Source organism: Microvirga sp. 3-52 (genome assembly GCF_018383585.1).
Lineage (GTDB): Bacteria > Pseudomonadota > Alphaproteobacteria > Rhizobiales > Beijerinckiaceae > Microvirga.
The window spans coordinates 39,449-60,237 of the sequence record NZ_JAHAMK010000027.1; the positions used below are offsets into that span (position 1 = coordinate 39,449).

Sequence of the window (20,789 nt, forward strand, 5' to 3'; positions counted from 1 at the left end):
TCGACCTATCACATACTTGCCCCTGTTAAACGAAGAACGACCGTGTCCCCGCCTTGTCGGAGAAGCGGTGCATTTCTGGGGGTTTATCCGTATGCAAATCGCTCTGACAGCGTCTCAGGACGCATGCCAGCAGACGGCCATTTGCCTTAAAAATGAAGCGAAGAGCGGACTCAAGGACCGTATCGTATCCCGCCAACGCTCGCGCTTGCAGGGTGGAAGAACCCTGTTGGACCTCACCAAGTGCTTCGGTTTCGGTGCTTGCCTGACGATCGCCATCGGTACGGCGGTCCACACGCGCTCCGCCTCGGCTGCCGAGGCGTGGACGCCTCTCCCGTCGGCTCTCGCTGCCAGTCAAAACGCCATCCGTGTGCCGCCCGCCCAATCGGCGATGCCGTCCACGACGTCCGCTGGGGAAGTAGCCCTGGCCGATCCGCTCGAAGCCATCGTCCCGGTCGCGCCCGTGGAGGCGTCTCCTGCCGAACTGCAGAAGCAGATCATCCTGACAATCCCTCTGTCCGATGCGTCGGCTTCGGGCGGCAGCAAGGACGAGGAACCCGTCTCCCGCGAACTCACGGAGTTCATGGAATTCGAAGAGATGCGCGTTCCCGTCTGGATCGTCGACACGATCCTGCGGGCCTCCAAGCTGACGGGTGCCGATCCCGTGTACATGATGGCCCTCGCGGACAAGGAATCGAGCTTCCTGCCCGGCAACAAAGCTTCGACATCCTCGGCCGTTGGCCTGTTCCAGTTCATTTCCAGTACATGGCTCGAGGCCGTGAGATCGTTCGGCCCGCTGCATGGCCTGATCGCAGAAGCGCAAGCGATCGTCGGCTCGGGTGCGAAGATCGACGTCACAGACGGAGCGATGCGCCAGCACATCCTCGGCCTGCGCCGGAACCCCTACATCTCCGCCCTCATGGCCGCTGAGATGATGAAGCGCGACAAGGCGAAGATCGAGACGAAGCTCGGGCGCAGGCTGAGCCGATCGGAGTTCTACCTGTCCCACTTCTTCGGGGTCGACAGCGCGAGCAAGTTCATCGCACTGGTGGACGACACGCCCAAGAAAAGCGCGCCCGATGCCTTCCCGGCTGCTGCAAAGTCGAACAAGTCCCTGTTCTTCACCAAGGACGGCAAGAAGAGCCGCCAGCTCAGCGTGGCCGAGGTCTACGACAGAATCGACGACATGATCGACAAGCGCCTCAATCGCTACGAGGCAGTATCGGCCCGGGCGACGGCAGACGCGTCAGCCTTCTGATCGGGCTCTTCCGCCTCGCGCGAATTGTTTGACGCCGGAGCCTGATCCGCAACCGTATCGATCTCCGCACGAGGTGTCAGGCCCGCCGCGGCAGAGCTGGTTGGCGCGATATCCGCAAAGCCTCCCTTGGCAGGCGAACGCTGCACCTGGAGGATCCGCATCACGATGAAGACGACGAGCCCAAGCGAGGCTACGGCCGAGTAGATGAACAGCCCCCTCGGCCCCGTCATCTCCATCGCGGCCGCCCCGAGCAGAGGGCCGACAGTGACACCGGCGGCCCAGGAAAACAGCAAAGTACCCACGGTGGAGACGATCTGCCCCGGATCCACGATATCGCAGGCATGGGCCACGCAGACGGAATAGATGCATAGGGCCAAACCGCCCCAGGCTGCGAAGGACCAAAGGATCAGCAGGTTCGCGCCCTGCGCACTCGCCCACAGGATCAGCAGCGAAACAAGGCTTGTCCCTGCAGCCAGACCGGCAATCACATAGCGGCGATCCGCCCGGTCCGAGAGCCACCCGAGCGGCCATTGCATTGCGAGGCTGCCGGCCTGCAAGGCGAACAGAAGGGCGGCCGCCTGATCCTGGCCCAATCCGATGCTGACGCCGAAGACGGGCGTGATCGCGATGACAGGGCCATTGACCAATCCGACCACAAAGGCCCCGACCACGGCGGACGGCGCCGCCGCGAACAGCTTCCGAACTTCGATCCGCACCCCCTGCGGGGCGGCCGGCTCCTTCGTTGTCGTTGCGGCAATCGGGAGGAGCGAGAGCGTGATCAGCGCGCTCACCGCCATGAACAATCCATCCGTGCGGATGTCTCCGAAGCCGATGCCGAGCGGAGACAGCATCAGGGCGACCTTGGTGCAGATCATGTAGATCGACAGAATCCGCCCGCGATGGCTCGATGTGGCGCGCGCGCTGATCCATCCGTCGGTGACGGTGAAGATGCAGGCCAATGTCACGCCCGTCAGCCCACGCAGGATGATCCACGCCAGAGTGGAATGGGCCTGGGTCATGATGAGCACCAGGACTGACACCATGGCCGCGAGGCTGGCGAAGGCCCGGATGTAGCCCACGTGACGGATGAAGCTCGGAGCCAGGAAGCAGCCCGTCGAGAAGCCCAGCCCGTAAGCCGCTGCCACAATGCCGATGGAGGCAACGGAGATCCCCTCGGCCTGCATGCGCAGAGGCATCAGCGCCTGAAGCAGGCCATTGCCGGCCTGCAGCAAGGTGGTTGCTGCCGTGATGGTCCAGATAAGAGCGAGGGAGGAGTTCACAATCGAATCGATGATGCAAAGCGGCGGGCGCAAAGATCAGCAAGATAGAAAGCAGGTGCTGCCCAAGATCAAGAGTCGATCCGAATCGTGGCGATGTTCTTTAGTCGGTCCGGCATGCCTGCGCCGGGCATGCCGAGGGGCCGCCAGACCCTACCGGCCCGGACGGTCCTTCTGGAAGCTGGCGAAAAGATAGAAACCGTTAAACCGAACGCCTTCCATGGCGGCCTTCCGGTCGAAGCCGAGGGGGGCTTCCTGGCTCTCGATCCGCCCGCCGAATTGCCAGTGCGGCCCGACGACGAAAGAGGGAACCGAGCGTTCTTCCGGAACAGCGCAGACAAGCCCGTCCGGTTGCGTACTTTGGAACAGATTATATGAGTACATGTCCCTGCTCCTTTGTTCGCTTCACGAATCGCACCCTGCAGGAAAAGAGTGACAGGAGTGTGATATTGCAGCGCAGCAAAAGCAGAATTTCTTCTTTTTATCGAGTCGAGGGAAGTGGCGCAAAGGGACGATCCTTTGTTAGGCTCCTCTTATTCCGCCGGATTCAACGACGAAGAGGGAGCACGATAATGACGATCCAGAGCGCTCTGCGGCGAGGCCTTTTTGGTCTTAGCCTTCTCGCGAGCCTTCCCCTGTCTTTACCGGCTTTCGCCCAAGCTCTCGCGCCTGCTCCAGAGGCTCCTACCGGGCGCACGCTCAAGCCTTCAGGGATGGCGACGAAAGACATGGTTGCCGCGGCCAATCCCCTGGCAGCGCAAGCAGGCCGGGAAATTCTGGCCGTTGGCGGCAGTGCCGTCGATGCGGCGATTGCCGTTCAGCTTGTTCTCAATCTCGTCGAACCCCAGAGCTCCGGCATCGGCGGCGGCGCCTTCATGGTTTTCTGGGACGGAAGGACCATGACAACGCTCGACGGGCGCGAAACGGCCCCTGCCGCAGCCAAGCCCGAACGATTTCTCGGACCTGACGGCAAGCCGGTGAAATTCTACGATGCCGTATTGGGTGGCCGCTCGGTCGGCGTGCCGGGCACACTGCGCCTCTTGGAAACCGCGCACAGGAACTGGGGCAAGCTTTCCTGGCCTCAGGTGATCGAACCGGCGGCACGTCTCGCCGAGGAAGGCTTTGCGATTTCGCCGCGCCTCAACGGCCTTCTCACGCAAGAGAAATACCTCCAGAACGATCCGGTGGCACGCGCCTACTTCTACGAGGCCGATGGCAAGCCGAAAGCGGTGGGGACCGTTCTCAAGAATCCAGCCTTCGCCAAAACCCTGCGCACCGTCGCCGACAAGGGAGCCGATGCCTTCTACACGGGCGAAATCGCGCAGGACATCGTCACGACCGTCACCGGCCATGCCATGAACCCGGGCGACATGACCCTGGACGATCTGAAGGGCTACAAGGTCCAGGAGCGTGATGCTTTGTGCGGGAACTATCGGACCTATCGGATCTGCGGCATGGGCCCACCGAGCTCGGGGCAGGTCGCGGTGCAGCAGATCATGGGCGTTCTTGAAACGCACGATATGGCGTCTCTCAAGCCCGGACCGGATGCGATCCACTGGATCGCCGAAGCGGGCCGCCTGGCCTATGCGGACCGGGCGCTCTTCCTGGCCGATCCCGCCTTCGTGAACGTGCCGGTCAAGGGCCTGACCGATCCCGGCTATATCAAGAGCCGTGCGGCTCTCGTCGATCCGAACAAGTCCATGGGCAAGGCGAAGCCTGGCGATCCGCCCTTCCAGAAGACCTTCCTGTGGGGCGCATCGGACGGCATCGAGTTCGGCACGAGCCACATCTCCATCGTGGATCGCAACGGCAATGCGGTCTCGATGACGACCACGATCGAGGACGGCTTCGGCTCGAGGCTGATGACGAAGAGCGGTTTCCTGCTCAACAACGAGCTGACCGATTTCTCCTTCGCGACGACGGAAGACGACAAGCCCATCGCCAACCGGGTCGAAGCCGGCAAGCGGCCGCGCTCGTCGATGGCGCCGACCATCGTGCTCGACGGCAGCGGCAAGCTTTATGCGGTCGTGGGCTCGCCGGGCGGCAGCCTGATCATCAACTACGTGGCCAAGACCCTCGTGGGCATTCTCGACTGGAAGCTCGATCCTCAGGTCGCCGCCGATCTTCCCAATGTGGGGAGCCGCAACGGCCCCACCGAGCTGGAGGCCGGAACGGAAGCGGAAGGGTGGAAAGCTGCACTGGAAGCGAAGGGCCACGAGGTCAAGCTGATCGACCAGAATTCCGGCATTCATGCTATCGTCGTGACGCCGGCAGGACTGGTCGGCGGCGCTGACAGCCGCCGCGAAGGCGTTGCCATTGGCAACTGATCTTGCCTCGGCGGTTCTGTTCCGATAGGGCCGCCCGCACCACCAAAGGGGATCGCGAGTGTCCATGCGTATCATCGTCGTCGGCAAGGAGGGGCAGGTCGCGCGCGCCCTCGCGGAACGTGCGCGGGCTCATGGCGCGCAGGCGGTGCTCGTCGGCCGCCCCAAGCTCGATCTCGCCGATCCGTCAGGCATTGAGGACGCCCTGATCGAAACCGGCGGCGACCTCATCGTGAATGCGGCCGCCTATACGGCCGTGGACCAGGCGGAATCGGATCCGGAACTGGCGGAGGCCATCAACGGCATCGGCGCGGGCGTCGTGGCCGGCGCAGCAGCCGCCATGAACGTGCCCGTCATCCATCTCTCCACCGATTACGTCTTCGATGGCACGGCCGACCGCCCCTACCGGGAGGACGATCCGGTCTCTCCGCTGGGCGCCTATGGCGCCTCGAAGCTTCTGGGCGAGGAGGCCGTGGCTGCCGAGGCGGAGAACCACGTCATCCTGCGCACCGCCTGGGTCTACAGCCCCTTCGGCAAGAATTTCGTGAAGACCATGCTGCGCCTCGCCGCCGACCGCGAGGAGCTCGGCGTGGTGGGCGATCAATACGGATCGCCCACAAGCGCCCTCGATATTGCCGACGGCATTTTCGCGGTCGGGCGCAATCTGCTCGAAAAGCCGGAGGACCGAACCCTGCGAGGGCTGTTCCACATGACGGGAACGGGCTTTGCGAGCTGGGCGGAATTCGCCGCGGAGATCTTCGCCCTCTCGGCCCGTTTCGGCGGCCCGTCGGCGAAGGTCCGGTCGATCGCAACCGTGGATTACCCGACGCCGGCGAAGCGGCCCGCCAATTCCAGGCTCGACTGCAGCAAGCTGAAGGAATCCCATGGGGTGGTTCTCCCGCCCTGGCGCTCCTCCCTGGAGCCCTGCGTCAAGCGGCTGATCGAGGAGGCCCGCAAGGAAGTCGCTCGCTGAGGGCGGGATCGGAGAAGGAAATTGTGAAACTTTCCGCGAAAGAAGACGATTGTTCTTTTTAAAGAACAATCGTAGGATCGATTCATGACCTCGCCTCAACACCCCGATCATCATCTGGAAACCCGCCTCGTTCACGACGGTTCTCAACGCACGCCCTTCGGCGAGACGTCGGAAGCGCTCTTCCTGACCCAAGGATTCATCTACGAAAGCGCGGAGAGTGCCGAGCGGCGCTTCCTGAACGAGGAGCCCGGCTACAGCTACAGCCGCTACTCCAACCCCACGATCGACGCCTTCGAGCAGCGCATCGCCTCTCTCGAAGGAGCCGAGGCGGCCCGTGCGACGGCGAGCGGCATGGCCGCAGTGACGGCCGCCATGGTCGGGCAGGTTCAGGCCGGCGACCACGTGGTTGCGGCGCGTGCCCTTTTCGGTTCCTGCCGGTGGGTCGTAGAGGATCTCCTGCCCCGCTTCGGCGTCGGCTGCACCCTCGTCGATGGAGCGGATCTCAACCAATGGCGCGAGGCGGTCAGACCGGAGACGAAGGCCTTTCTTCTCGAAACGCCGACCAATCCGGGCCTAGATATCATCGACATCGCCGCCGTCGCGGCCATCGCACACGAGGCAGGCGCGACACTGACCGTCGACAACGTCTTCGCCACCCCGCTCTTCCAGAAGCCCCTGGCGCTCGGGGCCGATTGCGTTGTCTATTCTGCGACCAAGCACATCGATGGACAGGGTCGATGTCTCGGCGGCGTCATCCTGGCGTCCACCGAGTTCATCGAGACGAAGGTACAGCAATTCCTACGCATGACGGGCCCGTCGATCTCGCCTTTCAATGCCTGGGTGCTCCTGAAAGGATTGGAGACGCTTCCCCTCCGCGTCGAGAGGCAGACGGCAACCGCAGGCTACCTCGCCGATGCTCTCCACGATCATCCCAAGCTTCAGCGGCTGACCTATCCGGGGCGTCCCGACCACCCCCAGGCCGAGCTGATCCGGCGCCAGATGAGCGGCGCCTCCACCATGATCGCCCTTGAGGTGAAGGGTGGAAAGGCCGGTGCCTTCCGGTTTCTGAATGCGCTGAAACTGATCCGGATCTCGAATAACCTGGGCGATGCGAAAAGTCTCGTCACCCATCCGGCAACGACTACCCATCAGCGCTTCACGGCCGAGCAGCGGGCCGAGATGAGCATTCCGGACGGGCTCGTGCGCCTCTCCGTGGGACTGGAGCACCGCGACGATCTGCTGGCGGATCTCACCCGTGCTCTCGAGTGCGCGTGAGCGCAGCCCGTTCCTGCTGCACGGAGCCGGTCTCACGTTGACCTGAGCGCAAGAGAAGCCAGCCGGCGAGCAACATCGCGGCGCCCCAGATCAGAAAGCCCAGGTCCCAATAGATCCACTGCTCCCGAGGCACGGTTTCGTTGACGTGATGAAGGCCGAGAAGCTGATGGTTGACGAGGCCCTCGACCACGTTGAACAGACCGAAGCCGATCAGGAGCGTGCCGAAGAGCAGCTTGCTCGACCAGCGGATATGGGTGCGCCGCGCGGCCCGCCAGAGAAGCGCCAGGCCGATGACGACGAACGCGTAGGTGAGCGCATGAAAGAGCCCATCCCAGAACGTGTTCACCTTCAGGTTCTCAAGGCTGTCGGGCGGATAGCCGGCATCCGTGACCAAATGATGCCACTGAAGCAGCTGATGCAGGACGATCCCGTCGAAGAAGCCACCGAGGCCGAGGCCGAAGAAGATGCCGGCTGAAACAGGAAAGCTTGCGCTGTCTCGAGAGATCTTGCGGTCCATGGTGTCCCGAGCCCTAAACCGTATTTATTGAGGCGGCTGAGAGGGAGCCGGAGTTGTCGGTGCCCTGGTGGTCGTTCCCTGCTGAGACTGGACGCGATCGAACATGCGCAAGGCCGCATCGACACAGGATTGGGTCGATTCCCGGCTGCCGCAGACGACGCGAAGCTGCGTGTCGCCGCTGCGCAGGAAGAAGTGAGCCCCACGCTCGGAACGCTCATTCCGATCGTCATCGTCATCGTCCCGCATGCTCGAGCCGCGACGGCGATCCCTGTCGCGGTCCCACCCGTCATGATTCTCACGCCAACTTCCACGGTTGAAGTCGTCACGATCGCGTGATGATTCCTGACCGAAAGCCCCTGTCGCGAAAAGAGCAAGACCGGCAGCCAGAATGAAAGCACTCTTCATGTGAATCTCCATTCGGAGACACTCGAAAGAAGAACCCGGTTTCCTTTTTCGAGGCACCCTAACTATTGCGTGTCGTCACGCATGAAAGTGAACAGGCCACAGGGCTCATGGTTCCTGATTCAGGATCTCAATCCTTCCTCCTGACGTCGTCTGCATGGCAAAGCGCCTACGACTAACGTCGTAGCATCTGCATGGTGTTCGAAAGTAAAACTTTCTCTCGGATGCAGCACGCCCCAGGTTTCATCGACCCCCACTTGCACGGCCTGCCAAAATGACGCACCATCGATCAAGGAATTACGCGTTCGGACACAAGAAAACGCGATCCTCATAATAAAGAGGGGCGAGGGAGGAAGCTGTGAAGAAAGACAATACGTCTGCATCGAAGACTCCGAATTCATCCAAACAGTCGCGCCGCCGGTTCCTGCAGGTGGCCGGTCTGGGGGCGGCAGCAACGGTTGCTGCTCCCCAGATATCCAGAGCCCAGACGGCCACGTGGAAATTTCAATCGACCTGGCCGAACCGAGACATCTTCCACGAGTTCTGCAACGACTTCGCCAAACGTGTGAATGACATGTCGGGAGGGCGTCTGAAGATCGACGTCCTCGCCTCCGGCGCGGTCGTGCCCGCCTTTCAGCTCCAGGACGCCGTCCATGCGGGCATCCTTGATGGCGGCCATGGCGTGGCCGCCTATTGGTACGGCAAGAACAAGGCCTTCGCGCTCTTCGGCACGGGCCCGTCCTTCGGCTGGAACGCCAACTCGTTCCTTGGCTGGATGAACTATGGCGGAGGGTACGATCTCTACAATGAGTTGCAGAACCAGATCCTGAAGCTCAACATTGTCGGCTTCGTATCGGGCCCCATGCCCGCCCAGCCCCTCGGCTGGTTCAAGAGCGAAGTAACCTCCGCCGATGCCTTCAAGGGCCTGAAGTACCGCACGGTCGGGCTTGCCGCCGATCTCAACCGCCAGCTTGGCGCTGCGGTGACCATCCTTGCGGGCGGCGAGATCGTGCCGGCCCTGGAGCGCGGCGTCATCGACGGTGCCGAGTTCAACAACCCATCCTCGGACCTGGTGCTCGGCTTCCCCGACGTCTCGAAGAACCTGATGCTTCAGAGCTATCACCAGTCCGGCGAGACGTTCGAGCTCATCTTCAACAAGACGAAGTACGATGCGCTTGCGCCCGAGTTGAAGGCCATCATCAAATATGCCGCCGAGTCGGAATCGGCGGACATGTCTTGGAAGGCGCTCGACCGCTACTCGAAGGATCTCGAGGCTATCCGCGCTCGTGGCGTCAAGGTGGCGAAGACGCCCGACTCCGTACTGAAGGCCCAGCTCGACGCCTGGAACAAGGTCATCGACGAGTTCTCCAAGGACCCGTTCTTCAAGAAGGTGATCGACAGCCAGAAGGCATGGGTGCAGCGCACCTACGCCTATGAGCGCCTCAACGAACCCTCCCGCGATATGGCCTACGACCACTTCTTCAAGACGACCTGAAGAATGGCGCGGGGGGCTGCTCTCGTCTGAAAGGCTCCGTTCAAACCGGGGGCGGCATTGTCGTGCCGCCCTCGCGATATGTTCCGAAGGCTCGTGAAAGGGCTTCGATCCATGCGCTTCGTCTATTTCGTCGACCGCATCAACACCTTTATCGGAAAAACGGTCGCCTGGTCGATCGTGGCTCTGACCTTCGCCGTCTGCTACGAGGTTTTCTCGCGCTATGTGCTGCGGGCTCCGACAGAATGGGCGTTCGATGCGAGCTACATGCTCTATGGCCTGCTCTTCATGGTGGCGGGCCCCTATGCGCTCGCCCGCAACAGTCACGTGAGAGGCGACTTCCTCTACCGCAACTGGCCTCCTCGACGGCAGGCGGGATTGGACCTTGTGCTCTATTTCCTGTTCTTCTTCCCCGGGATCCTCGCTCTCATCTATGCCGGCATCCCATTCTCCCAGATGTCGTGGCTCATGAACGAGCATTCGATGAATTCGCCCAATGGCCCACCGATCTATCCGTTCAAGGCGCTTATTCCGATCGTGGGCGTGCTGATGGCGTTCCAGGGCGTGGCGGAGGTGATCCGCTGCATCACGTGCTTGCGGCAAGGAGAGTGGCCGCCGCGGCTTCATGACGTCGAAGAAACCGAGAAGCTCATTCTCGAACAGGCCGAACAGCAAGGCCTTACGAAGGGAATTATCTGATGCTGGCATCATGGGGGCTGGGGAATCCCGAACTGGGCGTGGTGATGCTCGGCCTGTTCGTGGTTTTCATCATGTTCGGATTTCCCATCGCGTTCACGCTGATGGCTTTGGGCTTCGGCTTCGGCTACTTCGCCATGGGCGACATCGTGTTCGCCCTCGTGGTGCAGCGCGCCTATTCGGTGATGACGAACGACACACTCGTCGCGATCCCGCTCTTCGTCTTCATGGGCTACATCATCGAGCGAGCGAATATTCTCGATCGCCTGTTCCACTCGATCCAGATCGCCGTCGGCGGGCTTCCCGGCTCGCTCGCCATCGCGACGCTGATAACCTGTGCCATGTTCGCCACCGCGACGGGCATCGTCGGCGCGGTCGTGACCCTCATGGGCCTTCTCGCTTTTCCGGCCATGCTGCGCGCCGGCTATGACGTTCGCCTTTCAGCCGGAGTGGTCTGCGCCGGCGGCTGCCTCGGCATTCTTATCCCGCCTAGCGTGATGCTGATCCTCTACGGCGCGACCGCCGGCGTGTCCGTGCCGAAGCTCTATGCCGGCGCCCTCTTCCCGGGCCTGATGCTCGCCGGACTCTACATGCTCTACGTGCTCATCCGCTGCGCCATCAATCCGAGCCTTGCACCCAAGCTGCCGGCGGAACAGCGCAAGGTCCCGCTTGTCAAAATCATCTGGTCGCTCGGCACCTCGTTCTTCCCGCTGGCGCTGCTCATCCTCTCCGTTCTCGGCGCGATCTTCTTTGGCATCGCGACACCGACCGAGGCGGCCGCCGTGGGAGCTCTCGGCAGTCTTCTGCTCGCGGCTGCGTACCGGTCGCTCTCGTTCGGCAAGCTGAAGGAATCGGTCATCCTGACTGCGCGCACATCGGCCATGGTGTGCTGGCTCTTCGTGGGCTCCTTCATCTTCTCGTCGATCTTCGCCTTCCTCGGCGGACATCAGCCGATCGAACACTTCGTCACGAGCTTGAACCTTTCGCCGTTCTGGTTCCTCATCCTGACGCAGGTGATCATCTTTGTGCTCGGCTGGCCGTTGGAATGGACGGAGATCGTCGTCATCTTCGTGCCGATCTTCCTGCCGCTTCTCGACAATTTCGGCATCGATCCGATTTTCTTCGGCATTCTGATTGCGCTCAACATTCAGACATCATTCCTGTCGCCGCCGGTCGCCATGGCGCCCTTCTATTTGAAGGGCATCGCGCCGGCGCATGTGAGCATCAACGAGATCTTCGCGGGTGTGATGCCGTTCCTGCTCCTCGTCATCGTCGCCATGGCGATGTTCTACATCTTCCCGGGAATCGGCCTCTGGCTGCCGCGTTATCTCTATGGCTGAGATTGAAGAACTGACACCCGAAGCTTCGCCATAAAGCGGATATTCGAGGAGCGGAACCCTGACTTCACCTCCACGTTGGCCTCCTGTTCATGCTGCAAAAGGAGGCCATCATGAAATGCCAGTTCTGCCATCAGGAGATCGAGAACCCTTGCCATAACGCTCAGGAGATGCAGCAGCGTGCGGCAAGCCATGTGGAGCGTTGCGAGCATGCTCTCGAGGACCGGCAAGGCATGGAAGCCGGCTCCCACCGCAGCGATATTCAAAGCAACGGGTGAAGCCATGGCCGGCAAGGCCGAGGACCACGCTCAGGGCTTGGCCGAGCGGAGCGTGAATACCAGCATCGTGCCTCCAGTCGAGAGCAATTCCCATCACCGGGTCCGAGACGATCGTTCCGCAAGCGATCGGCGCCTGAACGGGAACGATCAGCGAGAAGGTTTGGAGAAAACGGATCCCGGAAACTCGAAATCACAGGACTGCATGAAACGTTGAAAGCATCGCGTTGGCCAGCAACGCCTGCAAGAGACCATCTTGGAAGAAGGTGAAAGGTCAGAAGCAGAAGACATCGAGTTCCCGCAAAGAGCGGGTTACCCAACGCAGCTAACCTCTTATTGAAAAGTTGCTGCGACGGCCCGCTTTGCGGGCCGCTCCTTTATCGAACCTACCCTCGTCGCAGACACGGCATAAGACTTGGATCGTCACCCGGAAGAAATGTAATATTACAGTGTTTTACTACTGAATACCCGCGAATTATCAGTTGTGATTTTCCACACATCGGACATCGTGCTCGCGGCTGTAGTAGAAATAACAAAAGATTATCAGGGAATACTTTCCGGAGGACCTTTATGACCGCTTCTTCGCTGAGCTTCAAACTCGCCGTTCTGTTCGTCATCGCCGGCATGGCCATGGGAATCGGAATGGCCGCATCGCAAGATCATTCGATTATGCCAGCCCATGCTCATCTCAACCTGCTTGGCTGGGTGTCCCTGTTTCTCTTCGGCATCTATTACGAGCGCCGTCCGGTTCTCGATACGAGCCGTCTGGCCCTGGTCCAGGTCATCGTCTGGTCGATCGGCACCGTCATCCTGACCGTCGCCGTCGCCGCCCTTCATCTCGGCTACGCCGCCTTCGATCCGGTTGCCGCGATCGCATCGCTGATCGTGCTGGCCGCCATGGTGCTGTTCGCCTACTTCGTCTTCAGACCGGCACGTAACGCCGCGCCGTCACAAACGGCGCGCCTGACGCCCGCCGAGTAAAAGGCATGCCGACGGGCGGCGGGCTGCCGCCCCGGAACCATCACGGCCATCGGCAAGTCTCAATTCACGCCTGCAAAGCCTGCGGCTCTTTCGAGTACAGCTGGATCACCCATGTCCAGAAAAGCAAAAGCCCCGCACGGGCGGGGCTAAGCACTTGAAACCTTTGGCGCTCCCTAGGGGACTCGAACCCCTGTTTTCGCCGTGAGAGGGCGACGTCCTAGACCGCTAGACGAAGGGAGCTAGCAAGGTTGAGGCCGCTCGTATAACCACCCTTCCGAATCCCTTCAAGCCCTTTTGCTGAAAAAAGCGAACGGCCCAGGTCAAAAGAGGATGCGGTGAACGACACGACCCAACAGGAATGGCTCTTGGAAGACGGCACGACAGCCGAGCGGCTGGATCGCGTGCTGGCGCGCCTTCAGACGGATCTATCGCGGAGCCGCCTGCAGGCGCTCATTCGTGACGGTCGAGTTGCCGTCGACGACGTGCCGATCCTCGATCCGAACCGGAAGGTGGCAGGCGGTGTTCGGATCACCCTGACAGTGCCGCCGCCCGTTCCGGCAGAGCCCGCCGGCGAAGCGATTGATCTCACGATCGTCTACGAGGACGACGACGTGATCGTCATCGACAAGCCGCCGGGTCTCGTGGTTCACCCGGCGGCCGGGCACGATTCCGGCACTCTGGTGAATGCCCTCATCGCCCATTGCGGGGAGAGCCTCTCAGGGATCGGCGGCGTGAAGCGGCCCGGCATCGTCCATCGCCTCGACAAGGACACGTCGGGCCTGCTGGTGGTCGCCAAGAACGACCTCGCTCATCAGGCGCTCGCGGCTCAGTTCGCCGATCACGGCCGCACCGGCCCCTTGGAGCGCGCCTATCTGGCGATCCTCTGGGGCGTGCCCGAGCGGCGACGGGGGACCGTCGAGGCAGCGCTCGCCCGCAGCACGCACAACCGCGAGAAAATCGTCGTGGTGAGCGAGGATCGCGGCCGTTATGCCATCACCCATTATGAGGTCATGGAAGGCTTGCCTCCCGCCAATCCCATCGCGAGCCTGGTCCGATGCGAGCTGGAGACGGGCCGCACGCACCAGATCCGGGTTCACATGGCCCATCTCGGCCACCCCCTCCTGGGCGATGCGACCTACGGCTCCGGCTTCAAGACCAAGGCGAACCGCCTCTCGGAGCCGCAGAAGGAAGCGTTGAACGCCCTGAATCGACAGTCCCTGCATGCCGCGATCCTCGGCTTCGAGCATCCGCGCAGCGGAGAATTCCTGCGTTTCGAGAGCTCACTTCCCGCGGATATGGCTGCGCTCCTCCAGGCTTTGCGGGCTGAAATTTAGCGTCAATCGGTCGCAAAATCAGGTTACGCTGGCACCCTTGCGACTCTGGGGCGTTCACCACGTCTTGAAGCCTGATGCCTCTATTCGGACAAGGTCGAACCGCTTATATAGGGGCAGGGCGGCCGGCCATGGAGGGGGGCTGCCCCAGGCTTGCCTCGTGGTGAGGGAGCCAAAGGAGGAGAAGATATGGCTGCAGCGCTTCCGGTGCTTGCCAATGAAGGGGGCCTTTCGCGCTATCTCGACGAGATCCGTCGCTTCCCCATGCTCGAGCCGCATGAGGAGTACATGCTCGCCAAACGCTGGCGTGAGCATGGAGATCGCGAAGCGGCCCATAAGCTCGTGACATCCCACCTGCGCCTGGTCGCCAAGATCGCCATGGGCTATCGCGGCTATGGTCTGCCGATCGGCGAAGTAGTGTCCGAAGGCAATGTCGGCCTGATGCAGGCCGTCAAGCGCTTCGAGCCCGACAAGGGCTTCCGCCTCGCCACTTATGCCATGTGGTGGATCAAGGCGGCGATTCAAGAATACATCCTACGCTCCTGGTCCCTCGTGAAGATGGGCACCACTGCGAACCAGAAGAAGCTGTTCTTCAACCTGCGCAAGGCGAAGGGCCGCATCTCCGCGTTCGAGGAAGGCGATCTTCGCCCCGATCACGTGAAGCAGATCGCCACCCAGCTCGGCGTGACCGAGCAGGACGTGGTCGACATGAACCGCCGGCTCGGAGGCGACGCCTCCCTCAATGCCCCTTTGCGCGATGAAGGCGAAGGCGGTGGGGAATGGCAGGACTGGCTGGTCGATCAGGGCCAGAGCCAGGAGCAGGTGCTCGTCGAGGAGGAGGAAGGCCAGAACCGTCTGACCGCCCTGCGCTCCGCGCTCTCCGTCCTCAATCCGCGCGAACGCCGCATCTTCGAGGCGCGCCGCCTGTCGGACGATCCGATCACGCTTGAAGAGCTCTCCACCGAGTTCGGCGTGTCGCGGGAACGCGTCCGCCAGATCGAGGTGCGGGCCTTCGAGAAGGTGCAGGAAGCGGTCAAGAAGAACCTGACCCAGATCGAGACTTCCTCGGCCGACGCTTGAAATCAATCGACATGAACTCATGAAAAAGCCGCGCATCGAGCGCGGCTTTTTGTTGTCAGGGGCCGGTTCCTCTTACTGCCACTGATTGAAGGCGTCGTTGAGAATCTGGCTGCCGGAGCCGCCCTTCTCGAAGCTCAGGATCGCGCGCTGGCCGGATGCCATCCGCACCGGCAGGTCGATCCAGTTGCGGCGCACGAACAGCTGGGTATTGCGCGCCACATCCACCTGCAGGTTGGAAAGGCCGATCAGGAACAGGTTCTCGCGCACCGGCACCGGAAGTCCGGCAACGGGAGTTCCCCGGGCGGCTTCCTCATCCTTGAACTGCAGCAGGCCCACGTCCCGGATGACACGGTTCGCGTCGCCTTCGCGGGTGGTGAAGGTGAGTTCGACCGTATGGGAAGCGGGCAGCGTCGCGTCGAGGTTGCGCCTCAGCACCATGCGCATCGTCAGCCCGGCATCGGGCACCTCGATCTGTGCGCTGACCGCCTTCTCGAGCGGCTGGCCCTGACCGGGATTCACATCTTCGAGACGCCACGTCACACGCCCGACCTGCGCCTTGGGGGTCTGCAGATTGGTGGGATCCTCCTCATAGAAGACCGCGCGCTGCACCACACCGGTCTCCTGGCGGGGCGCAGGAGCGGTCGCGGGAGGAGCCTGACCGCCGACGCGCTCGTTGATCTTGGAATCGGCAGGAGCCGGCTGCGGCGCTTCGGCGACCGGCGTTTCGGGAGCCAGATCCTCGGGCTTGTCGCGCCACAGGAAGGCGAAGGCGGCAATCGCCGCAATCACGAGCGCCAGAACCGATCCGAAGATGATGGTCCGGGTTCGCCCCTTGCCCTGCATGGCCGGATGCGGTCGGCTGTCGATCTTGGGCCGCGCGACCGCCGGCTCGGCGTAAGTGTCTCCGGGCCGCTCCTCCGCGTCCGCGCCGGCTTGAGGAGCGGGAGCGCGCAAGCCATGAACCGAGCCTGCGCTCCGGGATCCCTCGGGCGCCGGCTGGTCGTCGGCCGGCATGCCCGAGACGGCATCCGGATCGAATCCGGCCGAAGGCACGGTGTAATCCGCCTCGACTCGGGCGATGGCCTCGTCGAGGGAACGGCCCTCATGCTGGATCTCCGCCTCGCTCAAAGGCGGGTCGAGAGTACGCAGCTGCGCGATCAGAGCCGTGCGGGCACGCTCATAGACGGCGTGCCGCTTGTCGGGCGTCTGCTCTGGCAAGCCTTCGACGGCTCGTGCGATGAGAGGGTAATAATCTGCCATTTATCTTTGGGAATGACCCGCCGTGGTTCCGTCGTCAACCCTCAAAGGGGTTCTTCATGAGGATTGTGTCGTCACGCTCCGGCGAGGTGGAGAGCACGGCGACAGGCGCCCCGATCAATTCCTCCACCCGGCGGACATACTTGATCGCCTGTGCCGGGAGGTCAGCCCAGGAGCGCGCTCCTGCGGTCGAACCGCTCCAGCCTTCGATCTCTTCGTAGATCGGCTCGACGCGCGCCTGAGCGCCCTGGCTTGCCGGGAAGTAGTCGATGGTCTCGCCATCGAGCTTGTATCCGACGCCGATCTTGATCGTCTCGAAGCCGTCGAGAATGTCGAGCTTGGTGAGCGCGATGCCGTCGATGCCGGAGGTGCGCACCGTCTGGCGGACCAGCGTGGCGTCGAACCAGCCGCAGCGGCGCTTGCGGCCCGTCACGACGCCGAACTCCTTGCCCTTCTGGCCGATCAGCTCGCCGGTCTCGTCGAACAGCTCGGTCGGGAACGGCCCCTCGCCCACGCGGGTCGTATAGGCCTTGGCGATGCCGAGCACGTAGCCGACGCCGCCCGGGCCGAGGCCGGAGCCGGTCGCCGCCTGGCCGGCCACCGTGTTGGAAGACGTGACGAAGGGATAGGTGCCGTGATCCACATCGAGCAGCGCGCCCTGCGCGCCCTCGAACAGGATGCGCTTGCCGGCGCGACGCTCCTCGTCGAGCAGGCGCCACACGGCGTCCATGTAGGGCAGGACCTTGGGCGCGACGGAAGCCAGCTCGTCATAGATCGCCTTCGGCTCGAATTCGTCGAGGCCGAAGCCGCGACGAAGCGCGTTGTGATGGGTGAGCAGCCGCTCGATCTTCTCGGGCAGAGCCGAGAGATCGGCGAGGTCCATGAGCCGGATCGCCCGGCGGCCGACCTTGTCCTCGTAGGCCGGGCCGATGCCGCGCTTGGTGGTGCCGATCTTCGTGCCGGCGCTGCCGCTTTCGCGCAGCGCATCGAGCTCGCGGTGGATGGAGAGAATCAGCGTGGCGTTCTCAGCGACCCGCAGGTTGTCACGGGTGATCGAGACGCCCTGCTCGGCAAGGCGCTCCACCTCTCCGGCGAGCGCATGCGGATCGAGCACGACGCCGTTGCCGATGACGGAGAGCTTGTTGGGGCGCACAACGCCGGAGGGCAGGAGCGAGAGCTTGTAGACCTTGTCGCCGATCACGAGGGTATGGCCGGCATTGTGACCGCCCTGGAACCGCACGACCACGTCCGCCTGTTCGGACAACCAATCGACGATCTTGCCCTTGCCTTCGTCGCCCCACTGGGCGCCCACGACAACCACGTTCGCCATCGCTCAAGCCTCACATAAAAAAACCCCGGCGCAAGGCCAGGGTTGGGTAAAAACCTTGCAAACCCTCATCGTGGATCGCGCGCCTCAGGTCAAGGCGGAATGAGCCTCGATCCCTCGATCATATGTGTCGTGAAGGGCGGGAATATGATTTTGCGTCGTACCGGGGCAGAAGGCACGGCATCGTTCGCCGAGGGGATATGGCTCATCTTCCCTCCCAATGCAGCGGATCAGCCTGAAGCCGCGAAGTCGGAGCTTCACCGTGAGGAGTTTTGACAATGCGTGCCTTACTTCATCCCCATGATCCCTGTCGGCTACCTTTCTTCCTCATGCTGAGAAGTTGGCTCATGAAGGGTCCACACCGTCCACGTCATCACCAGCCCCGGACTTGATCCGGGGCTCAGCCCCCATGATCCCGAAGAGTGTAACGTGACGCTCGTCCGATCGGGATGGCCGGGACTGAGCCCGGCCATGACCGCAGGAGGAGGGGTGCGACGGGATGATGGACGACGCCGGATGAGCCACAGCCTTTCACTCCTCCCTCCCTCGTCATCACCGGCCTTGTGCCGGTGATCCCGATAAAGAGAAGCGCCGCGCCTCACAGCATCGGGATAGCCGGGTCAAGCCCGGCCATGACGGCAGAGGGGGTGACGAAGGCAGGTGCAGGACGAAGGCGGGTGCGGGACCAAGGCGGGCGCGGGATGGAGAGGGTGTGACCAACATGACCATGGACGGCGCCACTCCCGGAGGGACGCGTCATGGGGAAGGGATCCACTCGCACCCTCAACGACTCGGTGGATCCCCTTCCCTCGGCGCATTCGCCCGGGATCACATGGCACATCACTCGTACTCTCGCACTTGGCAGAGCGGCACCCTCACGCCCGTCCGCGCGCGCTCTTTCGCGTCTTCACGCGGTGCTCGATGAAATTGCGGATCTCGCGGGTGCGATGATGGGGGTCGAGGACCTCGGCATCGATGCCGTGCCGCCAGGCGAGATCGAAGCGGGACGGGTCCCTGTCGAGGGCGGACAGATCCTGCGCATAGGCGATGGCTTCTTCGGTCGTCCGGCAGAAGCCCTCCCTTACGAGGATGTCCGTCCGGCGGCTCAGGATGGCCGCGAGCTCACCCAGGGAGAACTCGGGGTGATACTGCACGCCCCAGAACACGCCGCCATCCTGGCGGATTTCGGCGGCCTGGACCGGCGAGATGGCATTGCTCGCCAGCACTGTGCAGTCGCCCGGCAGGACCGTGACCACATCGAGGTGAATGGCGGGCGCGTCATAGACCGCAGGACGCCCCTCGAGCAGAGGATGGGCGCGGCCCGCCTCGGTGGCCGTGAGCTTGCGCGCGATGCCCACTTCGCGCCCGAGCGGATTGGGCCGCACGTCCCCGTCCGCCGCGACGGCCGCCACCTGCAATCCCCAACAGGAGCCGAAGGACGGGGTGCGGGACGCATAGACCGCCCGCATCAGGTCGATCTGGCTCAGGATGTCGGGCGTGCGGTCGTAGATGTTGAGATGCGAGCCGGTCAGCACGATGCCGTCATAGGATTCGAGCCCGGCCGCATCCGGCAGGTTCGCCCCCTCGTCCGTCGGAAAGGCGATGTCGCAGACGGCATCGCGTTCGATCCCGTGAATCACCTCCGCATAGGATTCCGAGAGCGTGAGTCCATAGGCTTCCCTGTGGGCCTGCCTTGCACCCCGCGTATTGCCCTCAACCACCAGAAACCGTAAGGCCATGCGTGTCACCCGCTTCGTTTCGTGCCGGTTTAGCCGAACGGCGCACAGCGGCAAGCGCAATTGTATCGGACCCAAAAGTGGAAACCGCTTTTGGGGTCAATCCGATACAATCTTCATAGAGTAAGCGCATCGTTTGCCGCGCAAGTGTGGAGCCACTGTTGCGCGGCAAACGATGCGCTAGAGAGGTCCGGCCTCCGATGAAATTTCTGCATTCGCTCCGGCAGGGCCTTTGGGGGCGGGCCTATGTTCTCCTGGTCCTCACCACGCTCATGTGGGCCGGCAACGGCATCGCCGGCCGGCTGGCCATCGGCGAGGTCTCGCCCATGGTGCTCACCTGCCTGCGCTGGATCGTCGTGGTGGCAATCCTGCTGCCGCTCGTCGGGCGGCAGCTCGTGGCGGAATGGGCGAAGTTCCGGGCCCGCTGGTTCTTCACCCTCATCATGGGCGTCTTCGGCTTCACCGCCTTCAACGCGCTCTTCTATGCCGCCGCTCACCACACGAGCGCGGTCAACCTCACCATCTTCCAGGGTTCGATCCCGGTTTTCGTGCTCATCGGCATGATCGTCGTCTTCCGCGCCCGCGTGATCCCGCTCCAGATCCTCGGCATGATCGTCACGCTGATCGGCGTGATCATGGTGTCCGTCAAAGCCGATTGGGAGATCCTGAAGACGCTGGCGATCAATATCGGAGACGTATGGATGCTGATCGCCTGCGTGTTCTACTCGATCTACACGCTGGGCCTCCGCTATCGCCCGGAGATGCCGGGCCTCCTCTTCTTCACCGCCATGGCCGTGGTGGCCTTCGTCAGTTCCGTGCCCCTCGTCGGCATGGAGATGATCCAGGGCACGGCGCAGTTTCCCACGCCGAAGGGCTGGCTCATCCTGCTCTACGTCGCGCTCCTGCCCTCGCTGCTCTCGCAGATCTTCTTCATCCGCGGCGTGGAGCTGATCGGCCCCGCACGGGCAGGACTTTTCGTCAATCTCGTGCCGGTCTTCGGCGCCCTGCTCGCGGTCGTTCTGCTCGGCGAGCCTTTCGCGACCTACCATGCGCTCGGCCTGGCGCTCGTGCTCGGCGGCATCTGGCTGGCAGAACGGCGGCGGTAGGCACGGCCGCCCCATAACCCAACTCTCCGCGTCATGGCCGTCCCCGGACCTGATCCGGGGATCAGTCCCGGCCATCCCGATTGGTTGAGCACGGCGTTTCGAGTAATCGGGATCACCGGCCCAAGGCCGGTGATGACGTTGTAGGTGT

General features: G+C 62.8%; 19 protein-coding genes and 1 tRNA gene. 12 read left to right on the top strand and 8 right to left on the bottom strand.

The features are described from left to right. Positions 1–226: 226 nt before the first annotated feature. On the top strand, positions 227–1,255 hold the full coding sequence (locus KHP60_RS18420; protein WP_213565784.1) for a transglycosylase SLT domain-containing protein: 1,029 nt from the start codon (positions 227–229) through the stop codon (positions 1,253–1,255). On the opposite strand, the gene KHP60_RS18425 is transcribed toward KHP60_RS18420, so the two are convergent. Both KHP60_RS18425 and KHP60_RS18430 read right to left on the bottom strand, forming a co-directional pair. Beyond that, on the bottom strand, positions 1,207–2,535 hold the full coding sequence (locus KHP60_RS18425; protein ID WP_213565785.1) for an MFS transporter: 1,329 nt from the start codon (positions 2,533–2,535) through the stop codon (positions 1,207–1,209). The genes KHP60_RS18420 and KHP60_RS18425 overlap by 49 nt on opposite strands. Before the next feature lie 150 nt (positions 2,536–2,685). Further along, positions 2,686–2,916 carry a hypothetical protein gene (locus KHP60_RS18430; protein ID WP_213565786.1) on the bottom strand — a complete coding sequence of 77 codons (231 nt, stop codon included), beginning with the start codon at positions 2,914–2,916 and terminating at the stop codon, positions 2,686–2,688. Positions 2,917–3,104: 188 nt separating this feature from the next. Here KHP60_RS18430 and ggt point away from each other — a divergent pair, with 188 nt between their 5' ends. From ggt to KHP60_RS18445, 3 genes are all read left to right on the top strand, one after another. Continuing rightward, positions 3,105–4,859, top strand: coding sequence for a gamma-glutamyltransferase (ggt, locus tag KHP60_RS18435; RefSeq protein ID WP_213565787.1), 1,755 nt, complete (start codon positions 3,105–3,107; stop codon positions 4,857–4,859). Positions 4,860–4,923: 64 nt separating this feature from the next. Further along, on the top strand, positions 4,924–5,829 hold the full coding sequence (rfbD, locus tag KHP60_RS18440; RefSeq protein ID WP_213565808.1) for a dTDP-4-dehydrorhamnose reductase: 906 nt from the start codon (positions 4,924–4,926) through the stop codon (positions 5,827–5,829). Between the two features lie 84 nt (positions 5,830–5,913). After that, positions 5,914–7,104, top strand: a complete 1,191-nt coding sequence (locus KHP60_RS18445; protein WP_213565788.1) for an O-succinylhomoserine sulfhydrylase — start codon at positions 5,914–5,916, stop codon at positions 7,102–7,104. On the opposite strand, the gene KHP60_RS18450 is transcribed toward KHP60_RS18445, so the two are convergent. Together KHP60_RS18450 and KHP60_RS18455 are read right to left on the bottom strand one after the other, a co-directional pair. Continuing rightward, positions 7,079–7,621 carry a DUF2243 domain-containing protein gene (locus KHP60_RS18450; protein ID WP_213565789.1) on the bottom strand — a complete coding sequence of 181 codons (543 nt, stop codon included), beginning with the start codon at positions 7,619–7,621 and terminating at the stop codon, positions 7,079–7,081. The genes KHP60_RS18445 and KHP60_RS18450 overlap by 26 nt on opposite strands. A gap of 24 nt (positions 7,622–7,645) precedes the next feature. Continuing rightward, positions 7,646–8,026, bottom strand: coding sequence for a hypothetical protein (locus KHP60_RS18455; protein ID WP_213565790.1), 381 nt, complete (start codon positions 8,024–8,026; stop codon positions 7,646–7,648). 355 nt (positions 8,027–8,381) lie between these two features. Between KHP60_RS18455 and KHP60_RS18460 the strand changes: the two genes are divergently transcribed. The 5 genes from KHP60_RS18460 (at position 8,382) to KHP60_RS18480 (ending at position 12,804) form a co-directional block, all read left to right on the top strand. Then, a complete protein-coding gene (locus KHP60_RS18460) occupies positions 8,382–9,518 on the top strand; it encodes a TRAP transporter substrate-binding protein (protein WP_213565791.1) in 1,137 nt (378 codons plus the stop codon). 111 nt (positions 9,519–9,629) lie between these two features. Then, positions 9,630–10,214: a TRAP transporter small permease subunit gene (locus KHP60_RS18465; protein ID WP_213565792.1), complete on the top strand. Its 585-nt coding sequence runs from the start codon at positions 9,630–9,632 to the stop codon at positions 10,212–10,214. Continuing rightward, positions 10,214–11,551, top strand: coding sequence for a TRAP transporter large permease subunit (locus KHP60_RS18470; RefSeq protein ID WP_213565793.1), 1,338 nt, complete (start codon positions 10,214–10,216; stop codon positions 11,549–11,551). Before KHP60_RS18465 ends, KHP60_RS18470 begins: the two co-directional genes overlap by 1 nt. 110 nt (positions 11,552–11,661) lie before the next feature. Next, a complete protein-coding gene (locus tag KHP60_RS18475; protein WP_213565794.1) occupies positions 11,662–11,826 on the top strand; it encodes a hypothetical protein in 165 nt (54 codons plus the stop codon). Positions 11,827–12,393: 567 nt separating this feature from the next. Then, complete coding sequence (locus tag KHP60_RS18480) at positions 12,394–12,804, top strand: hypothetical protein (protein ID WP_213565795.1); 411 nt, start codon at positions 12,394–12,396, stop codon at positions 12,802–12,804. A 164-nt stretch (positions 12,805–12,968) separates the two neighbouring features. Here KHP60_RS18480 and KHP60_RS18485 read toward each other — a convergent pair. Beyond that, positions 12,969–13,044, bottom strand: a tRNA-Glu gene (locus KHP60_RS18485). A 95-nt stretch (positions 13,045–13,139) separates the two neighbouring features. Here KHP60_RS18485 and KHP60_RS18490 point away from each other — a divergent pair. Both KHP60_RS18490 and rpoH read left to right on the top strand, forming a co-directional pair. Beyond that, on the top strand, positions 13,140–14,138 hold the full coding sequence (locus KHP60_RS18490; protein WP_213565796.1) for an RluA family pseudouridine synthase: 999 nt from the start codon (positions 13,140–13,142) through the stop codon (positions 14,136–14,138). Between the two features lie 186 nt (positions 14,139–14,324). Then, the gene (rpoH, locus tag KHP60_RS18495; RefSeq protein ID WP_213565797.1) at positions 14,325–15,215 is read left to right on the top strand and encodes an RNA polymerase sigma factor RpoH; all 891 of its coding nucleotides are present in this window, start codon (positions 14,325–14,327) and stop codon (positions 15,213–15,215) included. A 72-nt stretch (positions 15,216–15,287) separates the two neighbouring features. Here rpoH and KHP60_RS18500 read toward each other — a convergent pair whose 3' ends face one another. The 3 genes from KHP60_RS18500 to KHP60_RS18510 all read right to left on the bottom strand — a co-directional run bounded on the left by KHP60_RS18500 (position 15,288) and on the right by KHP60_RS18510 (position 19,538). Then, entirely contained in the window at positions 15,288–16,475 is a 1,188-nt protein-coding gene (locus KHP60_RS18500) for a histidine kinase (protein ID WP_213565798.1), read from the bottom strand. Between the two features lie 34 nt (positions 16,476–16,509). Then, positions 16,510–17,802, bottom strand: a complete 1,293-nt coding sequence (locus KHP60_RS18505) for an adenylosuccinate synthase (RefSeq protein WP_213565799.1) — start codon at positions 17,800–17,802, stop codon at positions 16,510–16,512. A gap of 872 nt (positions 17,803–18,674) precedes the next feature. Further along, positions 18,675–19,538 carry a type 1 glutamine amidotransferase gene (locus tag KHP60_RS18510; protein WP_213565800.1) on the bottom strand — a complete coding sequence of 288 codons (864 nt, stop codon included), beginning with the start codon at positions 19,536–19,538 and terminating at the stop codon, positions 18,675–18,677. A gap of 197 nt (positions 19,539–19,735) precedes the next feature. Here KHP60_RS18510 and KHP60_RS18515 point away from each other — a divergent pair, with 197 nt between their 5' ends. Beyond that, positions 19,736–20,641, top strand: coding sequence for a DMT family transporter (locus KHP60_RS18515; protein WP_213565801.1), 906 nt, complete (start codon positions 19,736–19,738; stop codon positions 20,639–20,641). Positions 20,642–20,789 lie beyond the last annotated feature (148 nt).